Below are 22,844 nucleotides of genomic sequence, written 5' to 3'. Positions count from 1 at the left end.
ATGATAGGCGCTTAGAGTAAAACAGTCATGGCACCATCCTGAAAATTTTTAGTGTAGAAGAATGAACGAACGAGTCGACAAAGAAAGGGCATGGTGTAACCAGTCATGCTATTAGTAACTAATACAAAAGATAAAAGATCTTCATTCATTTCTTGCGCAGTAGTGCCGCTGCTCTACGGATTCTTTCCGGATCTGGTACAGACAACCGCACGGGAAAATCAGGGGGAGTAGAGTTCTTGGAGGTTTCTGATGATTCTTATTAGTGTCATCTTGCTCTATTTAAAAAAATAAGCCTGATTTTTCGATTGCAACTGAGTAAAAATATTCGCTTTCCTATATTATCCTCCTGTAACTACGCGGTTGAAAAACAGCATCTGATCTGGAGGATGCATCACTGCGAGTAAAGTGACATTGCTTAACCGGAGTACGGTGTTAGGAAATGCCTAATACCACCACATGCCGCATAAGGATTAGTTAGCAGTTAACTCGTCAAGGACTTGTATATATTTAACAAATTTTTCTACAACGTACACGAATGCAGTCATGCCTGAGTATGAAATGGCATGCTGCAGATGACACGGATGTTGCGCTCATGCTGTATAGTAAAACAGTAAAAATTGCTATCATTTAGCAAACCTATATTACTGGCACTAGCGAAGTGCTAAAGCTATCCCTGATATTTCTCTGATATTGCTTACCTCATTGCGGAGGTAGTGTGGCTGTTTAGGGGGTTAATGGTTAATGGTATTTATACATGATGCCAGAGCATCATGATGCCGTACCTCTTCTTAACGCGGGCGGATTACATGCGCCTGGCTTTCCTCTTCCTCACTTGAGATTGACTGCTGTAAATTCGGGCTCAACTTTCGCGGTGTCATCTCCTCTGTTAATGCCGGCGTACATTGTCTCTTGGTACTCTTAGGCGTGACGAACTTATCTTAATGCTATGTTAGATAAGAACTTATAAGGGACTTGAAACTCGTCTCAATCCCAGGAAAGACGATGGAAGGGTAGCATACATACTATTCTGGTTATCGGCAGTTGAGTTACGAGGGCTGTAAACTAACGTGAGCGTCATCCTTTCTCATTCTAGGCAATTGATTCCAGCAATTCGAAACAGTTTGTTTCATAATAGACAGATACACTAAGATTCTACTAGCCACCTGTGTCAGTAGGGGTACCTGCGGTGAGCATTTATTAAAAACTATATAGCCCACGATGCGCATACGTTGTATCAACGAGTGATGCGAGCATAAGGCCTGACTGAACATCACTCTACCCGTCGGGTTTATCACAAAAACTATTGTTGAATTATATATCGTGGTGTGTAGGCCCATGCTTATAGCATTTCTGGGGGGGGGTCTCTGGAATACTCTGGTAATCGACGCCAGCTCCGCGGTGCCGAGGCTTTTTCTATCCGATATAATGTAAGACGTTTATTTAGCAGATCGAGGAAAAACATTGCAGTGTTAGGCTAAACGCAGACTAAAACTATCTGATTGGCATAAACATATTGCAGCATCATGGTGATGAAAGAGAAGACTGGGCCTCAAAGAGGCCATATGAGACCATTATCTTTGGAGGAAACTGAGGTTGGTACTTCCTGATGCCCTGATGGTGTTTCTAGAACAAGACAGAATGATAACGCTATCAATCTCTAAAAAACCGTAGTTTTTAATATGAACATGATATCAAGACGGGATAGCTTCGGACACGGAAAGGAGAGGGTTCGCGATGTTCCTTAGGCGCAAGGTAACCCAGTTTCACGCCCCGATATTAACCTTGCTCTAGGTATGTATTTAATAGCGGATGAACGCGTTTTTTCTTGACGTTATGGCAGTGTAATCATGATCTCATAAATGTAATGAGATACATCTTTTACTAATACCGAAGCATTACAAGAGCATATAAGACATAATGCCTGGTCTCTGTATTTTTCAGAGACCAGGCTTGCTGAAATTGAAAAAAATTCGCTATAGTCAGGCTGCAGAGCATGCCATTGGGTATTTTCTGCTGTGAGCATACAGCTAGTGTGATGTACCAAAACCCCATTTAGAACACTCAAAAGTCGCGTTAGTACCGGTCACTACGCCCTCAACTAGCGTAATCATGCTGTTAAGAGCTCCGAGAGTGCACTAAAGCTGCATCAGAATCGCATTCCTGGTGGTGATGAGAAGGGGTATGTACAGGGAATAATAGACTCTAATCTCAAAAAACTCTTTTCAAGATAATTTATAAAAGCATTTAGAAAATTTTTATTTCGTCCAGTAGATAACGTTGCATGTTGCATAGCACTTCCCTCTAAACCTAAAACAATGTAAACGCCAAAACTCTTATTGGGTGAAGAGATACGACATTACTTAACCTTATGATTTCAAAAAAAGATTAGATATTGCAGGCGGGATGAGTATATTTAAAAAATGTATTTATTATTATGAATAATGAAATAAATGAATTTTTTAATGCACGATGATGGTCTGGAATCTCATAAAGCAACTATAGGATCGAGGCAAGAAGAATTTTTCCTACTCTTTTTCACGAGTCCAGCCGATCTTGGTGCCCGTTCACCGGTAAATAGTTTATACCGGCAACGACTCAGCGGGGTACGACAGTCTGATTACAATTCAGTACAATCATCATAACTTAATTACCTGATGCCGAGAACAACAGAAAGCACTCCACGTTCACAAGTAGGTTAAGGAAGGTAAAATGATGAGCATTACTATTGATCATGCAAATGATACCATGCTCTATCTTAATATTCATTACCAAAGCCGATTCCTAAATCTATTAAAGTTCTCTGCTGTGGTGTTAAAAAAAGCGGAATGTCATGCACAATTCTCCTATGAGAAGATTTCTTCGCCAGGATACGCTGAAAGTTGATATTTAAGATTAACAAGTGGCATGCGATACAAATAGAGCTAAAAGACTGGAGGAAAAAGTGTTAGTTTTTTTAAATATCAAAGATGACCCTATGTAGGGTATAGAATAAAACGATGAAGGCCGAGAAATATTAAAGTAAGCACGCTAGATTTAGCTTTAGGTAATAATTAATCAAAATATGACTCAGTGTCAAAGATTCAGGCAATGAAAGTCACGTCAATGTTTTTGTATCCAAATCCTCAGTCAGTATTATATGTTGAAGAATATAGATACATTGCCACTCACCGCTATTACATATATGCCTTGAGCCCTAAAATTAGCACGGTATCCAGCTGCTCTCTGATGACAACAGAGCCCGCATAGGCGGATGTTAACGGGATAACCCTACTTACTGTGACGTATGTTTTCAAAAAAAGAAACATTGGGAGTTAACTAATTATATAGTCATGAACTGTATCATAATTTTCAGTATATATTTACACAAGATTTGTAATTTTTGATTTATGTAGTACATGGGGGGATTATGACTACTGCTATACATGGCTCTGGTAGATGCCATGTTCGTTTTACTTTTTTCGTTTGTTTTATAGTAGCATTAGCCGGGCTGCTATTTGGACTAGATATTGGTGTTATTGCTGGCGCGTTGCCTTTTTTATCCCAGGATTTGCATATCAACAACCAACAACAGGAATGGGTCGTTAGTTCCATGATGCTTGGCGCGGCGGCAGGTGCGCTCGCCGCTGGCTGGATGTCTGCTAGGTTAGGACGGAAATTTAGTTTACTAACCGCTGCTGTGCTGTTTATTGCAGGCTCACTTTTTTCGGCGTGCTCGCCGAACGTAGCATCATTGATTGTTGCTCGTATTCTACTGGGGTTAGCAGTAGGGATGTCGTCTTATACCGCCCCCATTTATTTGTCAGAAATCGCACCCGAAAAGATCCGCGGCTCCATGATTTCCATGTATCAGTTGATGATCGCTCTTGGAATCCTAACGGCTTATCTCTCTGACACTGCTTTTAGCTATAGTGGCTCCTGGCGCTGGATGTTGGGTATCATTACGATTCCCGCGGTTGTGTTATTTATCGGCGTACTGTTTCTGCCAGGCAGTCCACGCTGGCTAGCGGCGAGGGGCCGCTACCAGGAAGCGCAAAAAGTTTTAAATATGCTGCGTAGTTCTAGCGTGCTAGCATCCAAAGAACTAGAAGAAATTTGCAAAAGTCTAAAAACTAAACAAAGTGGTTGGTCACTGTTCAAAGAAAACAGTAATTTCCGCCGAGTAGTTTTTCTTGGGGGCCTGCTTCAGGTTATGCAGCAGTTCACCGGAATGAATGTCATAATGTACTATGCGCCCAAAATTTTTGGGATTGCCGGCTTTACCAGTACTAGTAATCAGATGTGGGGAACGGTGATTGTTGGATTAGTGAACGTTTTAGCAACGTTTATCGCTATTGGTTTAGTGGATCGATGGGGGCGTAAACCGACCCTAATACTCGGCTTCCTTGTTATGGCATTAGGAATGTTTGCACTGGGCACTTTTCTACATCTAGGTGCGCTGACAGAATTTCAAAGATATTTTGTCATTGTCATGCTGATGCTATTTATTGTCGGATTCGCGATGAGTGCTGGCCCGCTTATTTGGGTGCTATGTGCTGAAATTCAGCCTCTGAAAGGTCGAGACTTCGGTATGACCGTCTCCACTTCTACTAATTGGATCGCCAATATTATAGTCGGCGCGAGCTTCCTAACTATGTTAGAGAAGCTAGGAAGCGCTAACACCTTTTTGATGTATGGTGCGATGAATATCATCTTTATCGTATTGACAATTATGTTGATTCCGGAAACTAAAAATGTTTCTCTTGAGCATATCGAGCGTAATTTAATGACCGGAAAGCCGCTACGTGAACTTGGAAAACGGGACTAGCCATCCGCCGGTTTTTAGCATGCGCTGAGGTTGCGTCCCGCGACGTCAGCTTTTTTATTCGCTTGGAGGGCCTGCAACTACGCATACTGTTTTATTAACTACGCCTTAATGACTTATACGTGACATGCTTTTATTCCCAGAGAGCGATTGTTGCATACGTTAAGAATTTTTAATGCCTTTTCGAGCAATTATGCCGTAAGGTACGTGTATACGTCATTTCTTTAAGAACGTTAGCGGATTAAGAACTTTAACTATTGTATAGGCTGATCTAAGCTAACGTTGCATAACGCTTATCTAGCCTGAAATACCAGCACTGAGATGAGTTTTTAAGAGTGAAGATAACCGGTTTTAGTCAGTGATCGCTTCTGGAGAAGTGATTGCATGTTTTATATATCATGAGTTTTGTTCAGGGGGTAAATTTTGAGCTATTGGGTGAAACTGACAGTATGAGGCATAATGCAATCTTAAGCACTCTGCCACCGTCGGCGGTATAGGCAGTTTAATGTTCTTTGAAAATAGCGTATTATTAAGCGAATCTTTATTTGAAGCTCTTTTAGTAACTGCCGATCACTGCTGTCTCTAGTGGAGGGGCTTTATAATATCCTGTAGATCATTCATATTCGTGGTTCTAGGTCTAGTATAACACTATAAAAAATAACTTAATCTATCCCGCTGTCCGCCGCTAGATGATGTTTAATCCTGAGGCTAGATTTTCTCGAAAAGATACTGTAGTATCTTTGATACTGATTTAAAAAGATCGTACGTCAAATGCTATCAAGAACTTCCGAGATCATTACTCTGCGTTTTGGCGTGTTGATGCTAAAATCAACCATCTTCTCTCCCCTACTGAACCAAGTAGGATCTATCAGTTTTACTGACGTTTCTATAATTTTAAGATCCTCCTAGTCAAAGCAATCTCTCACTGTAAAGCCCTCAACGACATGAAAACCATGTGTTATATTCAGAACCTCGGTGATCTTCTGATCTTCTTATATCAGCAGTCATTAGCGCTGTTTAAGAGAGGCGTTCTCTATCCATGAATCAAATAGCAAAATAATTTATTCATACTAATCAGAGAACGATAGTTCCTGAGGTGCTTTTTATAAGCAAGCTAGCTTTGGGTTGTACAATTTTTCTTATCTATATGGAAGATTAAGTCAAACGCGTTTCATAAGTTAATATAATCATATTCTTCAGTTTTAATATATTTAGTAAACTTCCTTCAAGGCTCAAAATGACATCACCGGATACGTGATCAAGCGGGATCGCTTACTGAAACGATTATCATTTTTTATATAATATAGCCGAATGGTTCTCTAAGTTTTCGTAAGGCAGGCATCTTGCGTGCGCAAGATGCCTGACGTCAGTAGCCTAGGGAAGGAAACTGGTGACAGCGCTTCATAAGATTAAACTTTTAGAAACCTTAAAGAGCGTCCGTATCGCCTCATGCCTACGGCGTCTCGGATCCGTAGCTCTCATGCATTTTGATTGATTAAATAATTTTTGTTGATTACTTATATCAATCTTCGACAAGCTCTTGCTCTAACTAGCGCAATGGGATGGATAGATTTTCTTGCTTGGCAGCTTGCAACATAAAGCAACGTTGTATCCTGATTTACCACCGTTACCTACTAGACGATAGTTTTTTCTGCTTGGTCCTAAGTCGTTAATGTTGACTAAAGTGTTGTATTTATAAACATACAGGCTGATATAGTCACAGACGTGGTTAACCACGAGTCTCAATTACCGCCCCTACAAACCCGTAGGCTATATCAGATAGTGCCCCCTGGCCCGCTGAGAGGCTGCATTGCGCCTTGTTTTCTTCTGAGACCCCTGAAGGCGCGTAGGGCACGGCCTCGGTCTGGTCAAAATCTCATCCTGCTGTCTGGGTTCTCTGGACCAACAGCGGATAAGTGACTAGCGTTTTTTCATACGCGCTCGGGTTTATAGGTAATAGCTCGGTATAAATCTTGGCTTCACCCTATTTACGGCAGATAGTATCACGCAGGCATGCCTCGTATCCGCGTGCCTTCGCCAAGCGCTTCTTATCTTCGGCAATAGACGAATGCAGGAAAAGCAGCGTTGTTTTGATGTGCTACCCAGGCGTTTTTTAATATTTTCCTGTGCTGTTATTGCTTCAGGACCTACTCGTGCTGTTGTTTTTTATGCTACTGTGAGTTTTTTTCTGATAAATCGATCGGGTTGTATTAGATAACGCATAGTGTGCGAACGAGCTTCGTTAAGATATTGATAATAAATTAGGGTGTGTTTACAGCGCATACTGGCCTCTTTCTTGAAGAGAAAGTGCAGGGCCGACATGTCGCTTCTGGCGAACAGTTTTGATCAACTGCTGCGACAGCAACTTCTATTCCATGTCATGACGGCCCTACAACTGACGGATGGCATTTGTTAAACAATTGATATGGCGTTTTACCGTGTTTATCGCGACATATATTTAGTAGAGCGCGCGACGAATAGGTGACAAATTGCTCTTGATGCTTGAGTGAGTCACGCAAAGAGGAATGCTGTTTTTATGGTCTTAAACGCGTTTTACTTTAGAACACGTAGCCGCTTGCACCTCTTTAAAATGCTGTTTATTATCCCTAGTATGATCAATCACTGGTAAGAAAAAAAGCGAAGGTGAGCATGGAATGTGAATATCTTAACTGGGGGTTCCCTCATGGTAGGAATGATTGCATGTTGAAAAAGCCTCCTGGCAGTTTTTAACTGTTTTCGCTTTAGCATCCGCTACGTCGAAGAAGTTTGCAAAAAGATACCTATTGTTATTAGTGACTGATCGATGCTTCAGTATATTCACTGAATTTACCCAGCAGGATAGGTATAATAAGGGGTTATAACATATGGGATGCTTTAATCGGAGTTTCGGTACTGTATGCAAGACATTATGCAATTCGTTGGAAACCATTCCATCCTCAGTTTAATTTGGGTTATACTTTTTGGTGCCGTAATTTTTACGACTATCCAACATTGGTTCTCTAAGGTAGACGATATCACCTGTGCTTCCGCTGTCCGTTTAATCAACGCAGAAGATGCGGTGATGATTGATGTGAGAAATCGAGATGATTATTGTAAGGGGCATATTACTAATAGTCTAAATATCAGTGCAGATGATATCAAGTTCGGCAATCTAGGAGCGTTAGAAAAAGCAAAAGGAAGACCCGTTATTGTCGTTTCTTCCAGCGGTTTCACCGTGCGTGATCCAGCGAAGAATCTTATTAAAGCCGGCTTTGAACGGGTGTATGTGCTAAAAGGAGGTATATCCGGCTGGAATAGGGAACACTTACCCCTGATCCGGGGCAGATAACTCTTTTTCTCTTCAAGAGTCAGCGCATCGAATCTATCGCCTTGATGCTTTTAGGTTGGCGAAGTAATTAATTCTTTAATATAAAATTAGCACTTTTGAATGATATCGCATCATCTCGTGCTACGAGAAATGTTAGAGCCTTATTAAAAGCATCGAAACATTAGGTAATAATCGATGTAGATTATTATGTTGCTTTCAATGCATGTTTTTTATGCATAAGACAAATTTTAATATTAGCAACTAGATTCCTGATAACAAGACCCTGACGCAGTACGGGCTCTCTAATGGCATAAGCAGCATAGTTACTTATTGCTGCGTGTAAAGATAATACTGCTTTTTGATGGAATCATTGCTTCATTTTTACTACGATGAGGTGCATCACTTGGTGGTCATGATGCAATAAGTGTTTGGCCATGCTCTTAGGAATTAAGAGGGGGTCATTGATACAATATATAAATTTATTAGAGCTACTGCTAAGAGCCCCTAGGCTATTCCTTGCTCATTGAATGCGAAAAGATAGTGAATATTGGCCTAAAAAATTCACACCTAGTGACACCATGTACTGCATGGTGGGGCGGTTACCCGGAACGTGCTTGGTGAAAAAGAATAGAAAGTCCGATAGCATGGTGTCGGAAACAATAGGGTATGGTTTAAGTTGCTGCCTAACAGCAGCGAACGTGATAAAGCAAATTTTCTATATCAATTTTTCACACATTAGCACCACAGATGTCTCGGCTCTGCCGGATTTAATAAAGCAACCCAGGAGTAGAGTAGTAGATGTATCTACTAACGGAGATTACCCCCGACACGTTAATCTTAAGCAGCGCTACTGAGGAAGACAATCAAGCCGCTTATCTCACGTTGGGGCACAAGATTGTCCGGCTTCATGCCATGCGCTTAATGATGTCGTTGAAAATAAATTCATGAGAGGCAGCAATGATACCCGGGACAAAAACGGGGCATCACCGTCGACTTACTAGATCTAAGAGTTATGTTTTTATTGTAAACACTTCTCAATGGTACGCTAATCCTGCGTGGCTATACTGCGCAGGTAGGGCGAGACAATGGTTACAGTACTAAATTAGCTTAAGCCGGTTAGGAAAACCATATACCGTCTGCATTGCTTAATAATAGTCTTGCTCACTCCTAACTTGTCAATCAACTCTATATGTATTCAATAACGCTAAAGTTTTAGTATCACATCCTTAGTATCTCGGGTCTGCTGTGTCTTATCAGAGCTAAATGCATGATGTTACGTTGCAGAGATTAAACGGTATGCTGAATTGACATCACAAAATCTGTTTATGCAGTCAATCTAATAAAATAACAAAATCACTTCTCATGATACATGCTACATCTGAGATGGTAGGGATGTTCTACTAAACCTTTAGCGCAAGACGGCATGACTTTGTATGATACAACCTAGTATTTAAGAAGGTAAGACTATGACGAATATTGACACTTATACTACAGCAGCTAGCCCGCCTTTATTGTTATCGCGTTTCAGTGCTCTGCGCCCGTTAACACGTGCTTTGTCAGGGCGCGAGGATCGATGGCGGCTTGCATCGTTGGGGAGAAAAGTTTGCGTGAAATAGTAGCACTAGGGGTGAAGATTTTCATTAATAGCACGCCTTTCCGCATGCTGAGATCATCTATATTGTGCGCTGAACGCGATACGAGCGACAAGTCTGGAACTAATGTTTAAGTAAATAAAACCGAACGGGGCTGGCACTCTTACTCGGTACTTCCACCACAGGGTTTTTCAATGTCGGAACAAAATAATACCGAGATGGCTTTTCAGATTCAGCGTATTTACATCAAAGATGTTTCGTTTGAAACACTGAATACGCCAAAAATTTTTCAGCAGGAGTGGCAGCCTAAAATCAACATGGATCTAGATATTTCGTCTAGTAGGTTGACAGACGAGACTTATGAAGTCGTGCTTCGGATGACCGTGACGGCAACTCTGGGAGACGATAACGCGTTTTTATGCGAAGTGCAGCAGGCAGGTATATTTACCATCTCCGGAATTGACAGCCGGCAGATGGCGCACTGCCTTGGAGCATACTGTCCACATCTTTTATTTCCCTACGCCAGCGAATGTATCACTAACCAGGTGTCGCGAGGTACCTTTCCGCAACTGAATTTGATGCCAGTCAACTTTGATGCGCTCTTCATGAGCCATATGCGGCAGAAGCAAGATAGCGAAGGTAGCCAGCTAGCTCAGGACGCCTGATGATGTGCAGCGATGCTTCAATGATTGTTATCGGTGCCGGCTCTTACGGTACGGCCCTGGCTATCACTTTAGCTCGCAACGGTCATGAGGTTGTTCTCTGGGGGCATGAGCCTGCCCATATCCATACCTTGAAGGTGGCGCGCTTCAATCAGGCGTTTTTGCCCGACGTGCCTTTCCCTCCGACACTACGTCTGGAAGCATCACTTTTGACCGCTATGTCCGCCAGCCGTAATGTGATGATTGTTGTCCCGAGTCACGTTTTCGGTAGCGTGCTTAGACAACTAAAACCACATTTACGAAAAGATGCTCGTATTGCCTGGGCCACCAAAGGACTGGAGGTTGAAACCGGACGGCTTTTGCATGAAGTGGCTCGGGAGGTGTTGGGTGACGAGACGCCTCTAGCTGTTGTGTCAGGACCAACATTTGCGCGTGAATTAGCGGCAGGTTTACCCACTGCTATCGCCTTGGCCGCCACTGACGCCGCGTTCAGCGCTGATTTACAGCGGCTGTTACACTGCGGTAAACGTTTTCGGGTGTATAATAATCCAGATCTCATCGGCGTTCAGCTCGGTGGTGCTGTGAAGAATGTTATTGCTATCGGTGCCGGTATTTCCGACGGCATTGGTTTTGGAGCCAACGCGCGTACGGCATTGATCACCCGCGGTCTAGCAGAAATGTCACGCCTCGGTGTGGCGATGGGGGCTGAGTCCAGCACCTTTATGGGTATGGCCGGATTGGGGGATTTGGTCCTTACTTGCACAGACAGTCAGTCTCGTAATCGACGTTTTGGCATGTTGCTTGGGCAGGGAACCAATGTCAAGGACGCACAAAAAAAGATGAAACAAGTAGTAGAGGGCTACCGAAATACTAAGGAAGTAGTCGTGCTTTCCGGTCGTTATGAGGTCGAGATGCCCATTACCGAGCAGATTTATCAGGTGCTGTATCAAAACAAAAATGCGCATCGGGCCGCGCTGTCACTGCTTGGTCGTGCACAGAACGATGAAAAGGCCGGAGGCTAAGTCCAGTCACTCAGAGCTAAAGAAAAGGCGGGCGATATGTCGACAGAAGAATTAGAACTTGTATGGAATAGCATTAAAGCTGAAGCGCGATTGCTGGCCAATTATGAACCCATGCTAGCCAGTTTTTTCCACGCAACCCTGCTAAAACACGAAAATTTGGGTAATGCACTAAGCTATATTCTGGCTCATAAACTTAGTGATACTATCATGCCTGCCATCGCTATCCGTGAAGTAGTAGAAGAGGCCTATAGAAGCGATCCTGGCATGATTTTCTCCGCAGCGCGTGATATTCACGCAGTCCGCTTTCATGACCCCGTGGTGGACAAATATTCTACCCCGCTGCTGTACCTTAAGGGAGTCCACGCCTTGCAGGCTTATCGGATTAGCCATTGGCTATGGTATCAAAACCGGCAAGAGCTCGCTATTTATTTTCAGAATCAGATTTCCGTTTCTTTTGGTGTCGATATACATCCTGCGGCGCGGATTGGTTGCGGCATCATGCTAGACCATGCCACCGGCATCGTTATTGGCGAAACTGCAGTAGTGGAGGATGATGTTTCTATTCTGCAATCTGTGACACTCGGCGCTACAGGAAAGATCAGCGGCGATCGGCATCCTAAGATCCGCGAAGGGGTGATGATCGGCGCTGGAGCCACTATTATCGGTAATATTGAGGTAGGGCGGAGGGCTAAAATCGGCGCTGGCTCGGTCGTCTTGCGCTCAGTGCCTGCCTATAGCACGGCGGCGGGTGTGCCGGCACGGGTAGTGGATAGGCCGCGCAACGCCCGGTCATCGGAGGAGCTAGACCAGTCTTTTATTACTCCGGGTTTTGAATGTGGCGCCGGCATCTGACTAAATTAATTGCCGCAGGCTGGTGTCAAAGTATAGTCAAACCTAGCAGTTTAGTGCAACTGGCATCTTGACTTTTACACCATAACTACAATCGCCTGAGACAAGTAGATTTTATGTCCATTAGACTGCATTACAAAGCAGATGTTTAATGTCATAGGCGTTAATAAACGGTTCCAATGACTCCTTCCAGCCAAAATTAAAAAGAGTATTAAGCTCTGTAGGCTGACCCCTCTTGAGCTTTCTGGAAAATAAAATAAATTCATAAAAATCAGTTTACATTATTTCATAAAACTCGAAGATGGTGTTTATGAGTTAGTAAGGTAGTGTAATCTCGCTATGAAAAATCTCGTCCAATAGATGATAACACACCCCCTTTGCTGCATCGGCGCTGATTTATCAAGGTTTAAGTATCAAGGGTTCAATCAGATTAACATAGCAAGGGGTTGACAAACACAGAGATAGTGTTTCTAGTATTTGACAGCATGTCTCGATGCGTATAGCGTAATCTTTATTACGACATGCTCTGTAGCAGTGTTTAAGAATACCACTTAGAGAATTCGCTTTTTCTATTATTGCATGTGACAAGCTTGGCACGTGTTTTAGCATCAGGGGTAGGGATGCAGTGCTTCTGTATGTAACAAGGCATGGTAGAGCATTAGTCGCTGCCCTCCTAACGGACTTTTCACTACCTGAAGCTATCCGCGGCGCTGATGCCTGGGCTATCATCCTCTAGAATAATAGTCATGCCTTGCTGAGTTGGTGCTAAAACTGAGCGATATCCGCTGGTACGAATATCGTAGGGCTTTGCGAACGGAATGCTCTAACGCACTGTTCAGTGCAGCAGGATTCTCCATTCATGTTTAATTACCCGGTCGGGATGTGATATTTAAGCTTTTCCATTTACTCTGCTTCAAGCTGCGGATCACGAAACACATTCGACCATAAATCATTACCCTTTAAAAATTCTAGCGAGAGTTCCTTTTTATACTAATTTTAAGACAGAACCAGGAGAGAATGAATCATTGAATCGAGCCAATGCACCTTGGCCTCAAGACGTACGCACTTATATACTCCGATATGCCGCTGTCGCATGAGTGCCGTAGCCAGCTGTAGTCGGGTTAAGGCGTACGGAGAGCGCATGAGAAACCTTCCATGTTACTCGTTGCTGCACTGTATCCATAGACCCTAGTATACAGACCGTCTGATTGAAACTGAAGCAAATCGCTAACCATGTCTTGCCCCCAGATTAATTCCAGGGGTGCTGCCGTAGACTTCCACGCTGCCTCATCAGCCGCATTCTTCAATTTACGCGCTAGTTTGTTAGGGTTAAAGCCAACTAGAATAGAGGAGCGCTACTGATAAGCATGGCCACGGTTAGTCATAATAGTAAGGCGAGATCGAAGAACAGAGTCATACAGCAGGATGCAGCGCTACTGGAAGGTCGACTTTGATATAATAGATAATTATTTTTTTCTTAGAATGTTCTGACTGTCCTGATTGACAGATGAAATGGGGGTGATTGGCGTCTTATTGCGCCGGATGCCCGATAGCTGCTCTTCGTTAGTGAGCGGAAAGAAACGCTGGCAGGGACGTACTACCATGTATCGATGGTAGTAGGAAAGAACCTATTATAGCACATCCACTCGTTAGATAGATTTGGTCATCATCCCTATCTCAAGATGCTGTGGCAGTAGCATTGCCTGCTGCTCGATATCTAGTAATGACGTTATTTGAAGCAGGTCAAGGCTTGTTACTATAAGGACAAGGATGAGCGCGAAGGCGAGGGGAAAATCATGATATACCAAAGATAATTGAGGTCAATCTATTGATTATATATCAGATACCATTAAATAGCCTCGTCCACGCACTGTTTTAAACCAGTCATGCCCGTCTTTTCTTGCCGGTAGCTTACGTCGTAAATTAGAAACGTGCATATCAATAGCGCGGTCAAATGGTGTTAAACGCCTTCCTAGCGCCTCCTGGCTTAAATACTCACGTGATACTACCTGACCCACCTGCCGTGCTAGTAAATATAGCAAAGTAAATTCGGTGCCAGTCAATTCTAGCGACGTACAGTCGAAGCAGGCTTCCTGCCGGCCTGGGCTCAGGCGAAGACTATCCACCGAAAGGTGCGGTGTGCGGGTCGCGCTAGCCTCCCGATGTCCCGTCAAGTGCGGCCGGTGTCGTATTGCCCGAATTTTCGCGATTAGTTCGCGTTCGTTGAGCGGTTTTAGCAAATAATCATCGGCTCCTAGCTCCACGCCCAGAATGTGATTCAGTTGGTTGCCGTAGGTAGTCAGCATAATCACCGGAGTCTGGTGCTTTTGGCGTAGCTCTTGTAGGGCGTCCATGCCATTCTTCTGTGGTGGCATTATATCAAGAAGCAGTAAGTCAACGGAATTGTTAAACTGGCTTAAAGCTATTTCTCTGTTACGGGATATATAAACGTTAAAACCTTTGATTTCTAACATTTTCTGCAAAAATACCGTTAGTTCGCGGTCATCGTCAACTACAAGAATTGTATGCATTGTATTCACCTTCTGATGCAAAAGCGATCATTAATCGCTTTAAATCTATGACATGACGTAGAGATATGCCGTCTTATGGATATCTTCAGCAGCGTGCGTACACGACTTACCATGATATTAGATAACAAGATATATGCCGATGGTAAAATATATCAACATATCTTCTTGTTCATCTCAGATTCTTTGTAATTTGTTAATCATATAGCTGCTAAAAAAATGACTTATGAGTAAATTTCTCATCAGGCTGATATAGTTCAGGGCGCAACCAAATGTATAACTTGCTTCCTTTGAAACAGCAATAGATTGCAGAGTAATAACATCTTTATCGGATCAAGGATTGAAATCTGCAGATGGCAGATAGGATTTAAACGCCTAATCAGCGTCAAGAGTGAGTAGGCTGTTTTGAATATATAGAGATTGATGCCCTTTTAATATACATGTTAACAGAGAATGTAGTTATATCTAAAATTTCTATTTTATCAGGAAGTCTGACGTTATAATGCTATTCATTAGCCATCTATTAATTTACTGCATGCGACAGAAAAAATATGTTTTTTCAAAAAAGTGCTGCTTAGAGGTAAAGTATATTCGGTCGTTCTATTCATCTGGCTTTCGAGTCTTGTGGATGTGCAGACGGTCTTCCCTTATCTTTTTTATAGCACAATCCGCTATGCGGCCTGTCTGTTTAACAAGCTTCAAGCTTATGAGGCTTCCCTAAACCGTCGCGTATGTAGTAATTACCCTTGGTGTGTCCCGCCTCGCCTGTAGTCACGTTAAAAGTTATAGAATGATTATCTCTTTATGCACAGGAGGGGGAGGATAAGACAGGTGGGGATGATATTATTAGCATTGCTTGGTTGCGTAAAGCGTTTATGATAGTTGTGTAAAAAATGGTGCACAGATTTGCGCTGTGTCGCAAGCTATAGAGCACTATTATAAGGTAATAACGCGGAATCCAAAATGTGCAATGATCAGCTTTGCGGCGCAACTCATGCTTTATGCAGCAGTAGTCAGAGAGCTATTGCAGAACGAACATGCAACGAGTTTAGCATAATAAAAGAGGGTGAGACTTTCTTTTGCCTGGTCCAAAAGCAGGCCAAACACTAGCCTGAAGCGCTCGTGCCGCAAGATAAGCAATCATGACTTTATCAGGAGGAGGGGCTATCCTTGATGTTATCGCTATACTCCCAGCAGCCGGAATCGGTAGCCGCATGAAGACCACCTTACCTAAACAATATCTAACCATAGGCGAAAAGACCCTGCTTGAGCATTCTATAGACATTCTGTTAAGCCAGCCCCGCATTCATGAGGTAATTGTGGCGATAAGCCCTGTAGATTGCTGGTATCACCAATTACCGGTAGCTGCCGATCCGCGGGTGCACGTAGTTACTGGCGGCGGGTCGCGCGCTGACTCAGTCATGGCCGCACTGCGTTGTGTGCGTTCAGAGTCCTGGGTGTTAGTGCATGACGCCGTACGTCCCTGCCTACATAAAGATGACTTGTGTCGCCTATTAGCGATTACGGCACACACCGACGTAGGCGGGATATTAGCATCTCCAGTGCATGACACAATGAAACGCGCCCGCCCTGGCACAGACCTTATCTCGAGCACCGTCGAACGTGATAATTTATGGCATGCGCTAACACCGCAATTATTCGCGCGCCAACTGCTGCAAAACTGCTTGGAGCGTGCTCTCGCGGAAGGCGTGCCAGTGACCGATGATGCTTCGGCGCTGGAGTATTGCGGACACTCACCGCTATTCGTACCTGGGCGTGCAGACAACATCAAAGTGACAAGACCAGAAGATTTGACGCTAGTCCGCTTCTTGTATTCCCGACGGGCTAATATGGAGAGATTATAAATGCGTATCGGACACGGTTTCGATGTACACAAGTTTGGGGGCGTAGGCCCGATTATCCTCGGTGGTGTTCCTATTCCTTATCGACAAGGTCTTCTAGCGCATTCGGATGGTGACGTAGCACTGCACGCGGCGACCGACGCCCTTCTTGGGGCTGCTGGACTCGGTGATATCGGAAAACTATTTTCTGATGTTGATCCTGTATATCAAGGGGCAGACAGCCGTGCGCTATTACGTATTGCCTGGAAAAGAATTGTGGCTAAGGGATATCGTGTGGGCAACTTAGATATCACCCTTATAGCACAAGCGCCGAAGATGGCACCACATATTCCGAAAATGCGCTTGCATATCGCCTACGATCTGGGCTGCCAGATGGATGCAATCAACGTTAAAGCGACGACTACTGAATGGCTCGGTTTTACTGGCCGCGGAGAAGGTATCGCCTGCGAGGCGCTGGTGCTGCTCTGCTAGTCAGACCAGAATGACATTCTGCACTAGACTAGTATCGATTTCAGTGGTAATTCACACAATCCTACTGTCATGAGCATCATTCAATCCTAGCCTTCGGCTGTTGATCCGGGATAGCAAGTTATTTTTTAGCGGTATTCTGAAGGGGCAATGTGCTGATGCATGTTCGTAAAACTGGCTGAAACCAGCTTATCAGTAATGTTCGCTCAATGTCATGAAGGATTTAGATACTATGCGATGCTCTGACTATTTTTCGCTACCGCATGTAAGAGTTTTAGTTCAATATAGCAGCATGTTTGACGCTTGTACTGCTTGCAGGGAACAGGTTATCTAATGCGAATAATATTCGGAATTTCTAAAATCATAACTCCTTTTCAATCAATGGTTTTTATCGTGAGCTACATGTTTTAAATTTACTTCATGACCACTAAAAAAGGCTTTCAAGTAACTATTTTCTCTGAAAGAAGAGATCAATCATAGCGATATTGTTACATAGAAAAACTATTTTAAACGGCGGTTCTTACTACGTTTCTGCCCAGAAATGGCTATAACCATGCTGCCGATGGTGTCATGGGTGAGGGGCTATACCCCCTCAGAGATCTACGGGTATACGTTGACGGAATTTTTAAACTTACAAACCGCTGATAAGATGCTTTAACTATTCTAGACTATAGCACCAGGTAAAGAAAGTAACGATCAGGATAAAAATCCTAACATATAGTGAGCTCATGCATGAGGCAATGCATAGCATTGACCCAAAAGTTTTTGGTCGTCCAGAAAAGAACGTTAGGCTATAGGGTATCAACAAACATCAAGTGTGTCGGAAGCAGCAGGTTAATAGTGGTAGAGTAGCATATACAATTATCTTTACCAATGTATCGCATAGCATGACTACTGCGGCACGGTCTCTGTTAGACTTGAGAACGAAAAGTCATGAAAAAATTGGCAAGCGTAGTTTGACGCCAAATGATAGACGTTCGTATCATAATAGCCTAGTGAGATCAATAGACATCGCCCCTCCCACGGGGAAAACTGTACAGTGTACTGCCTGGATGTAATGCGCTTCATTATTCACTTAGAAATTACCACATCCTTAGTAGTCATGCAATCTATAAAAAGATGCTAGGCTATTATTTTTCCTTATGGGTGAGCATGATTGCTGTCCGGTGTAAAGCGGTTATCGGGGTTGATATGAGTGTTTGTATCTACTCACTGTACACCTTGGTGATTGCAACTCTGTTAGGAGTTATGCTAAATGTCGTGCACAAGACCTAACAATATCTTGCCAGCGGACAATCTTCATAAAAGCTATTTTTTTAACAAAGTGTTATCAATAAATGAGTTCACTTGATCGACAGCATACTCTCTTGGCATGTAACAAGGGCGGTTTAGTGATTCTTAATAGTATCATGTTAACTATCACAGTATCGATATAGACCAACATTTTGCCGAGTGTGAGGCCATTCACTACAATCGCCTGTAGCGCTTCAGGATTGAGGCCATGTACCTACTTTATAAAAAAATCAACACCCCTGTCCGTACGCCTAACATCGATCCTGGGTAGCGAGTGAGTTACTTTAAGCTACCATGATAGCGATAGACGCCTGCGTGATGGATGCGTAAAAATAAAACGAGGGAACTATGGAATTTATTATTCAGTTTACTATTGTTGTCAGTTGCCTGTTATTTGGTGCCCAAAAAGGCGGCATCGGTTTAGGACTCGCCGGCGGTTGCGGTATGCTAGTGCTTGTCGGGGCATTCAACTTACAGCCCGGTCAACCGCCGGTAGATGTGATATTAGTTATCATCTCGGTCGTAGCAGCTTCAGCGACTCTACAGGCTTCCGGTGGATTAAATGTCTTGCTGCAACTTGCGGAAAAACTGCTTCGCCAACATCCCAAATATATCTCACTTCTCGCGCCGTTGGTTACCTGCCTGCTAACCATGCTCTGCGGCACTGGGCACATGGTCTATACTCTTCTCCCTATCATTTACGATGTAGCAATAAAAAACAATATTCGCCCGGAGCGCCCTCTAGCAGCTAGCTCTGTTGGCTCGCAAATGGGTATCATTGCGAGCCCTGTCTCTGTTGCTACTGTCTCACTATCAGCAATGCTAGCATCCTCCGGTGGAGTGTCGGTGGATTTTATCACGCTACTTTCGATAACAATACCCGCTACATTGTGCGGAATTTTGGCCATCGCGCTATTTAGCTGCTTTCGCGGTAAGAATTTATCGGATGATGACGTCTTTCTTGCTTTTATAGATAAGAAAGTTAATCAAGATTACGTTTACGGCACGGCAGCAACACTCTTAAGTGTTAAGCTGCCGCGTAGTAGCCGGCTGGCTATGGGGATTTTTATAACTTTCATCTTGGTGATAGCCCTGCTGGGGGTTTTCCCTGATCTGCGCTCGAACGCCGAAGGCACGCCGCTATCGATGGCGATGATCATACAGATGTGCATGCTATGCGGTGGTGCGTTCATTTTGCTTTTTACCGACACCACCCCCTCAGATATAGCCAAAAGTGACGTATTCCGCTCTGGTATGGTAGCCATCGTCGCCGTCTATGGCGTGGCCTGGATGGCCGATACATTCTTCAGCCATCACTTGACGAAGATCGAGGACGCTTTGGCTGGAGTGGTCTCCGACCACCATCCGTGGGCCTATGTCTTTGTACTATTGCTGTTATCACAATTCGTTAACTCCCAGGCGGCGGCCCTAGCGGCCTTAGTGCCCATCGCCCTGGCGGTTGGCGTTCCGCCATCGCTGATTGCTGCAACGGCCCCGGCTTGTTATGGTTATTACATCTTACCTACTTACCCTAGTGATTTGGCGGCCGTCGAGTTAGACCGCACCGGAACGACGCGTATCGGACGCTGGGTGATTAATCATAGCTTTCTACCTGTTGGACTGACTGGTGTTGGGGTGTCCTGCAGTGTGGGCTGGCTGCTTGCTCACCTGTACGATCTAATGTAGCGGCAGTCGTAAGCGATTGAAAAAAGACATCGTAAGGCTTCTGGTGATTTGATATAGGTAAGCGCTGAAGGAGAGCTTACATTTAACTATCCCTTCAGAGAAATGCATAAGACTATAATAGTGTTTAGAAAAGAAATTAAACCTTGCAATATAATGTTGGTCTCATTGACTCAATTATAGGGCATGAGTCGTTGACTGTTAGTGGATCTTTTTTCAGGCGATGCCAATAATTATTGCTGTTGCTAGCGGGTCATAGCTAGTGCGGCGTGTTGAAACCACTGTATCGCTTTATCTATAATCTTATCTATGGAGCGTAGATTGAGATGAGTATCTAGATGTTTTTTGAACCGCAAGAAAACCATTTAGTTAGCCAAAGCCTATGATAGCTTTCTGCACTTCTGAGGATAATACTAATCCTGCAATGCTGATGCATCACTTTTCAGTAACTCTCATGAGTTGCTGAAAAGCAGATAATATTGCGCACCACGGCTGAGGTGCGGGGACAAGTTTTTTAAAAAAAGATTTTGTAGTCAAGAGCACATCAAAAGCAAGATGTGCTAATGCCACTCGTTTCTTATTTGGTAGGTCTACTTTACCAAAGCCGCTAAGCATCGAAGTATTCATTTTAGGATTATGCAATAAATCGCAATAGATGCTCTTACCAAGATTAACTACTATACGTCAGCTTACGACATCCTCTACGTTTTATATCGCTATCAAAAATTTTGACCCGACATTCTTGTTCGCCAAAAAATTTAAGGCCGATTCCGCCAATGACTCAATGGGCAATTTTAGGATATTTTAACATTCTTATGTTTAGGTGAACTGTCTTGTCTCAACTGCTGAATAAAGCTGAATTCAAACATATTAACAATAGCTCGAGAAGTGTAAAACATAAATCCATGGATCACTCATAGACCCTCCTGAGGACGCTTTGAACATTTCTTGTATCATGATTTACTGTGGTAATAGTTATTAGCATTGGAGAGGAGCATGTGTCGTCTTGTATGTCTAAGAGAAGTGTTTTGCTATTCAGTAACGTCTTGCTTATACATTAACACCGTTAGAGAGCAGCTTTTTTTAAAAGCCTGCTTGTAAGTCACTGAGTGAGTAAATAAAAACTTTTTTCTTAAAGGCCATGTATTGTAAGCTATGTATTGACCTAAGCTAATAATCGGCAGAATCGTCCCGGTGTGCAATAAAGCTGATCTATTCTGGCCTTTGCCAGAATATTAGCGTAGCTTCAGCTATTGCAGAAGTGATTTTTCTTCATACAAGCATCATGAAAGACGTTCACTGGATTATCCCTCTCTACTCCACTAGAGAGTTGTTCATTCTACGGTTAAACCCGTGGTAATGAATTATTTTTTGGAGAAGAATAACTATGGTAATACTGACAAAAGAGGCCTTGCAAGTCCGCGAGGCTCTGATGATTTGTGGACTCGAAACTCCACTTCGGGGAGAAGTACAAGACAAGGCGGTGCGTAAACGTCTAATTGCAGAGCATATGCAAGCGATCATGACGCTACTCAACCTTGACTGGACCGATGATAGTCTGGCAAAAACCCCTAATCGCATCGCCAAGATGTACGTAGAAGAACTTTTCGCCGGCCTGGATTATGTTAATTTTCCTAAAATTACATTTATCAAAAACAAGATGAATGTAGATGAAATGGTTACGGTGCATGACATTACTTTAACGAGCACCTGCGAGCATCACTTTTTGATGATCGATGGCAAAGCAACAGTATCTTATATTCCTAAAAACTTTGTGATCGGGCTGTCGAAGATCAATCGTATCGTACAATTTTTTTCCCAACGACCGCAATTGCAGGAGCGGTTGACGCAGCAGATTTTGCTCACGCTACAGACGCTTCTTGGCATCAATAGCGTGGCAGTTTCCATTGATGCCGTGCACTATTGCGTCAAAGCGCAAGGGATCCGCCATGGCGACAGCACAACCACTACCACATCGCTGGGCGGACTCTTTAAATCTAGTAACAATATTCGCCAGGAATTTTTGCGTGCGGCCACTCGTCACAAGGGCTAATCAGTTGTTATCTACATTAGATTGTGTAAATTACATGGCATATTCGAAAGGTGGAGATCTCCTGCGAGAACAACATGACCACTGGGTAGTGCTAACCCCAAGAGCAGTAAACGTCAGTCGCTCTTAGAAGCTAGAAAGCGGGCAGTCGCAAGCCGCTCTTCTATAATGATATTTATGGAGAATCGTGAGCGTATTTTATCGAGAGAGATCAAAATTTACTAAAAGCAGCAACGTCGTGAACGATTGCAATGCTGGCGAGCTCGGGGGGGGGGGTTAAGATAGCATGTCAGGAGCGGCAGGTTTTTTAGCAAGAAGATTTACTTATTAACATACCATATTCTATCGATTTATTAAACCGATTGCCTCTTGTAAGAGCGCAAGATATCAAAAGACGTTATAAACAAATCACCATTTAGGGAATGATAAACATATTGCATGAATCGTGCATACCAAAAATACCTAATTTTTTATTCCGCATCAACGCTATATAGTCTAATGATGTATATTAATTACTGTCACTAAACTGATCCACAATTTTGATTGTAATAAAATAAACTCAGATTAATACCTAATGCAGGCTTTAAACTAAGAAGATGCTTGCGCACGAGTCAATGCATGTCTAGAATTACCTACTAGCCTGCTGGAGAACATGACTACTATTCAGAGATCTTGAGTTGTATCTGTGTTCTTATGCGCATAGTATGTAGTACTCGGCTACATAATA

At 43.3% G+C, this 22,844-nt stretch carries 11 protein-coding genes; 10 read left to right on the top strand and 1 reads right to left on the bottom strand.

Going from position 1 to position 22,844, the window contains the following annotated elements; all coding sequences use genetic code 11:
• The first annotated feature begins 2,709 nt into the window (after positions 1-2,709).
• The 6 genes from A359_RS04350 (at position 2,710) to cysE (ending at position 12,236) form a co-directional block, all read left to right on the top strand.
• Positions 2,710-2,883, top strand: coding sequence for a hypothetical protein (locus A359_RS04350; RefSeq protein WP_014887928.1), 174 nt, complete (start codon positions 2,710-2,712; stop codon positions 2,881-2,883).
• A 523-nt stretch (positions 2,884-3,406) separates the two neighbouring features.
• A complete protein-coding gene (locus tag A359_RS00950; RefSeq protein WP_014887927.1) occupies positions 3,407-4,804 on the top strand; it encodes a sugar porter family MFS transporter in 1,398 nt (465 codons plus the stop codon).
• A gap of 2,893 nt (positions 4,805-7,697) precedes the next feature.
• Positions 7,698-8,129 carry a rhodanese-like domain-containing protein gene (locus A359_RS00945; protein WP_014887925.1) on the top strand — a complete coding sequence of 144 codons (432 nt, stop codon included), beginning with the start codon at positions 7,698-7,700 and terminating at the stop codon, positions 8,127-8,129.
• 1,765 nt (positions 8,130-9,894) lie between these two features.
• Positions 9,895-10,365: a protein-export chaperone SecB gene (secB, locus tag A359_RS00940; RefSeq protein WP_014887922.1), complete on the top strand. Its 471-nt coding sequence runs from the start codon at positions 9,895-9,897 to the stop codon at positions 10,363-10,365.
• On the top strand, positions 10,365-11,384 hold the full coding sequence (gpsA, locus tag A359_RS00935; RefSeq protein WP_014887921.1) for an NAD(P)H-dependent glycerol-3-phosphate dehydrogenase: 1,020 nt from the start codon (positions 10,365-10,367) through the stop codon (positions 11,382-11,384). The genes secB and gpsA overlap by 1 nt, the downstream gene beginning before the upstream one ends.
• Before the next feature lie 36 nt (positions 11,385-11,420).
• A complete protein-coding gene (gene cysE / locus A359_RS00930) occupies positions 11,421-12,236 on the top strand; it encodes a serine O-acetyltransferase (protein WP_014887920.1) in 816 nt (271 codons plus the stop codon).
• A 1,829-nt stretch (positions 12,237-14,065) separates the two neighbouring features.
• Here the strand turns inward: cysE and cpxR are convergent.
• Entirely contained in the window at positions 14,066-14,764 is a 699-nt protein-coding gene (cpxR, locus tag A359_RS00925) for an envelope stress response regulator transcription factor CpxR (protein ID WP_014887918.1), read from the bottom strand.
• Between the two features lie 1,139 nt (positions 14,765-15,903).
• Between cpxR and ispD the strand changes: the two genes are divergently transcribed.
• The 4 genes from ispD to folE all read left to right on the top strand — a co-directional run bounded on the left by ispD (position 15,904) and on the right by folE (position 22,120).
• Positions 15,904-16,626: a 2-C-methyl-D-erythritol 4-phosphate cytidylyltransferase gene (ispD, locus tag A359_RS00920; protein ID WP_014887917.1), complete on the top strand. Its 723-nt coding sequence runs from the start codon at positions 15,904-15,906 to the stop codon at positions 16,624-16,626.
• Positions 16,627-17,094: a 2-C-methyl-D-erythritol 2,4-cyclodiphosphate synthase gene (gene ispF / locus A359_RS00915; RefSeq protein ID WP_014887916.1), complete on the top strand. Its 468-nt coding sequence runs from the start codon at positions 16,627-16,629 to the stop codon at positions 17,092-17,094.
• 1,638 nt (positions 17,095-18,732) lie between these two features.
• Positions 18,733-20,070, top strand: a complete 1,338-nt coding sequence (locus tag A359_RS00910; protein WP_014887915.1) for an anaerobic C4-dicarboxylate transporter — start codon at positions 18,733-18,735, stop codon at positions 20,068-20,070.
• 1,384 nt (positions 20,071-21,454) lie between these two features.
• A complete protein-coding gene (gene folE / locus A359_RS00900) occupies positions 21,455-22,120 on the top strand; it encodes a GTP cyclohydrolase I FolE (protein ID WP_014887914.1) in 666 nt (221 codons plus the stop codon).
• Positions 22,121-22,844 lie beyond the last annotated feature (724 nt).

Origin of the sequence: secondary endosymbiont of Ctenarytaina eucalypti (genome assembly GCF_000287335.1) — a bacterium.
Lineage (GTDB): Bacteria > Pseudomonadota > Gammaproteobacteria > Enterobacterales > Enterobacteriaceae.
Note: the sequence above shows the minus strand (reverse complement) of the source record. Positions and strands in the feature narration are given on the sequence as shown.

What these genes read in the sequence shown, in the direction of transcription:
- A359_RS04350 (WP_014887928.1), top strand. Translation starts at nt 2,710, where the DNA reads ATGATGAGCATTACTATTGATCATGCAAATGATACCATGCTCTATCTT.
- A359_RS00950 (WP_014887927.1), top strand. Translation starts at nt 3,407, where the DNA reads ATGACTACTGCTATACATGGCTCTGGTAGATGCCATGTTCGTTTTACT.
- A359_RS00945 (WP_014887925.1), top strand. Translation starts at nt 7,698, where the DNA reads ATGCAAGACATTATGCAATTCGTTGGAAACCATTCCATCCTCAGTTTA.
- secB (WP_014887922.1), top strand. Translation starts at nt 9,895, where the DNA reads ATGTCGGAACAAAATAATACCGAGATGGCTTTTCAGATTCAGCGTATT.
- gpsA (WP_014887921.1), top strand. Translation starts at nt 10,365, where the DNA reads ATGATGTGCAGCGATGCTTCAATGATTGTTATCGGTGCCGGCTCTTAC.
- cysE (WP_014887920.1), top strand. Translation starts at nt 11,421, where the DNA reads ATGTCGACAGAAGAATTAGAACTTGTATGGAATAGCATTAAAGCTGAA.
- cpxR (WP_014887918.1), bottom strand. Translation starts at nt 14,764, where the DNA reads ATGCATACAATTCTTGTAGTTGACGATGACCGCGAACTAACGGTATTT.
- ispD (WP_014887917.1), top strand. Translation starts at nt 15,904, where the DNA reads ATGACTTTATCAGGAGGAGGGGCTATCCTTGATGTTATCGCTATACTC.
- ispF (WP_014887916.1), top strand. Translation starts at nt 16,627, where the DNA reads ATGCGTATCGGACACGGTTTCGATGTACACAAGTTTGGGGGCGTAGGC.
- A359_RS00910 (WP_014887915.1), top strand. Translation starts at nt 18,733, where the DNA reads ATGGAATTTATTATTCAGTTTACTATTGTTGTCAGTTGCCTGTTATTT.
- folE (WP_014887914.1), top strand. Translation starts at nt 21,455, where the DNA reads ATGGTAATACTGACAAAAGAGGCCTTGCAAGTCCGCGAGGCTCTGATG.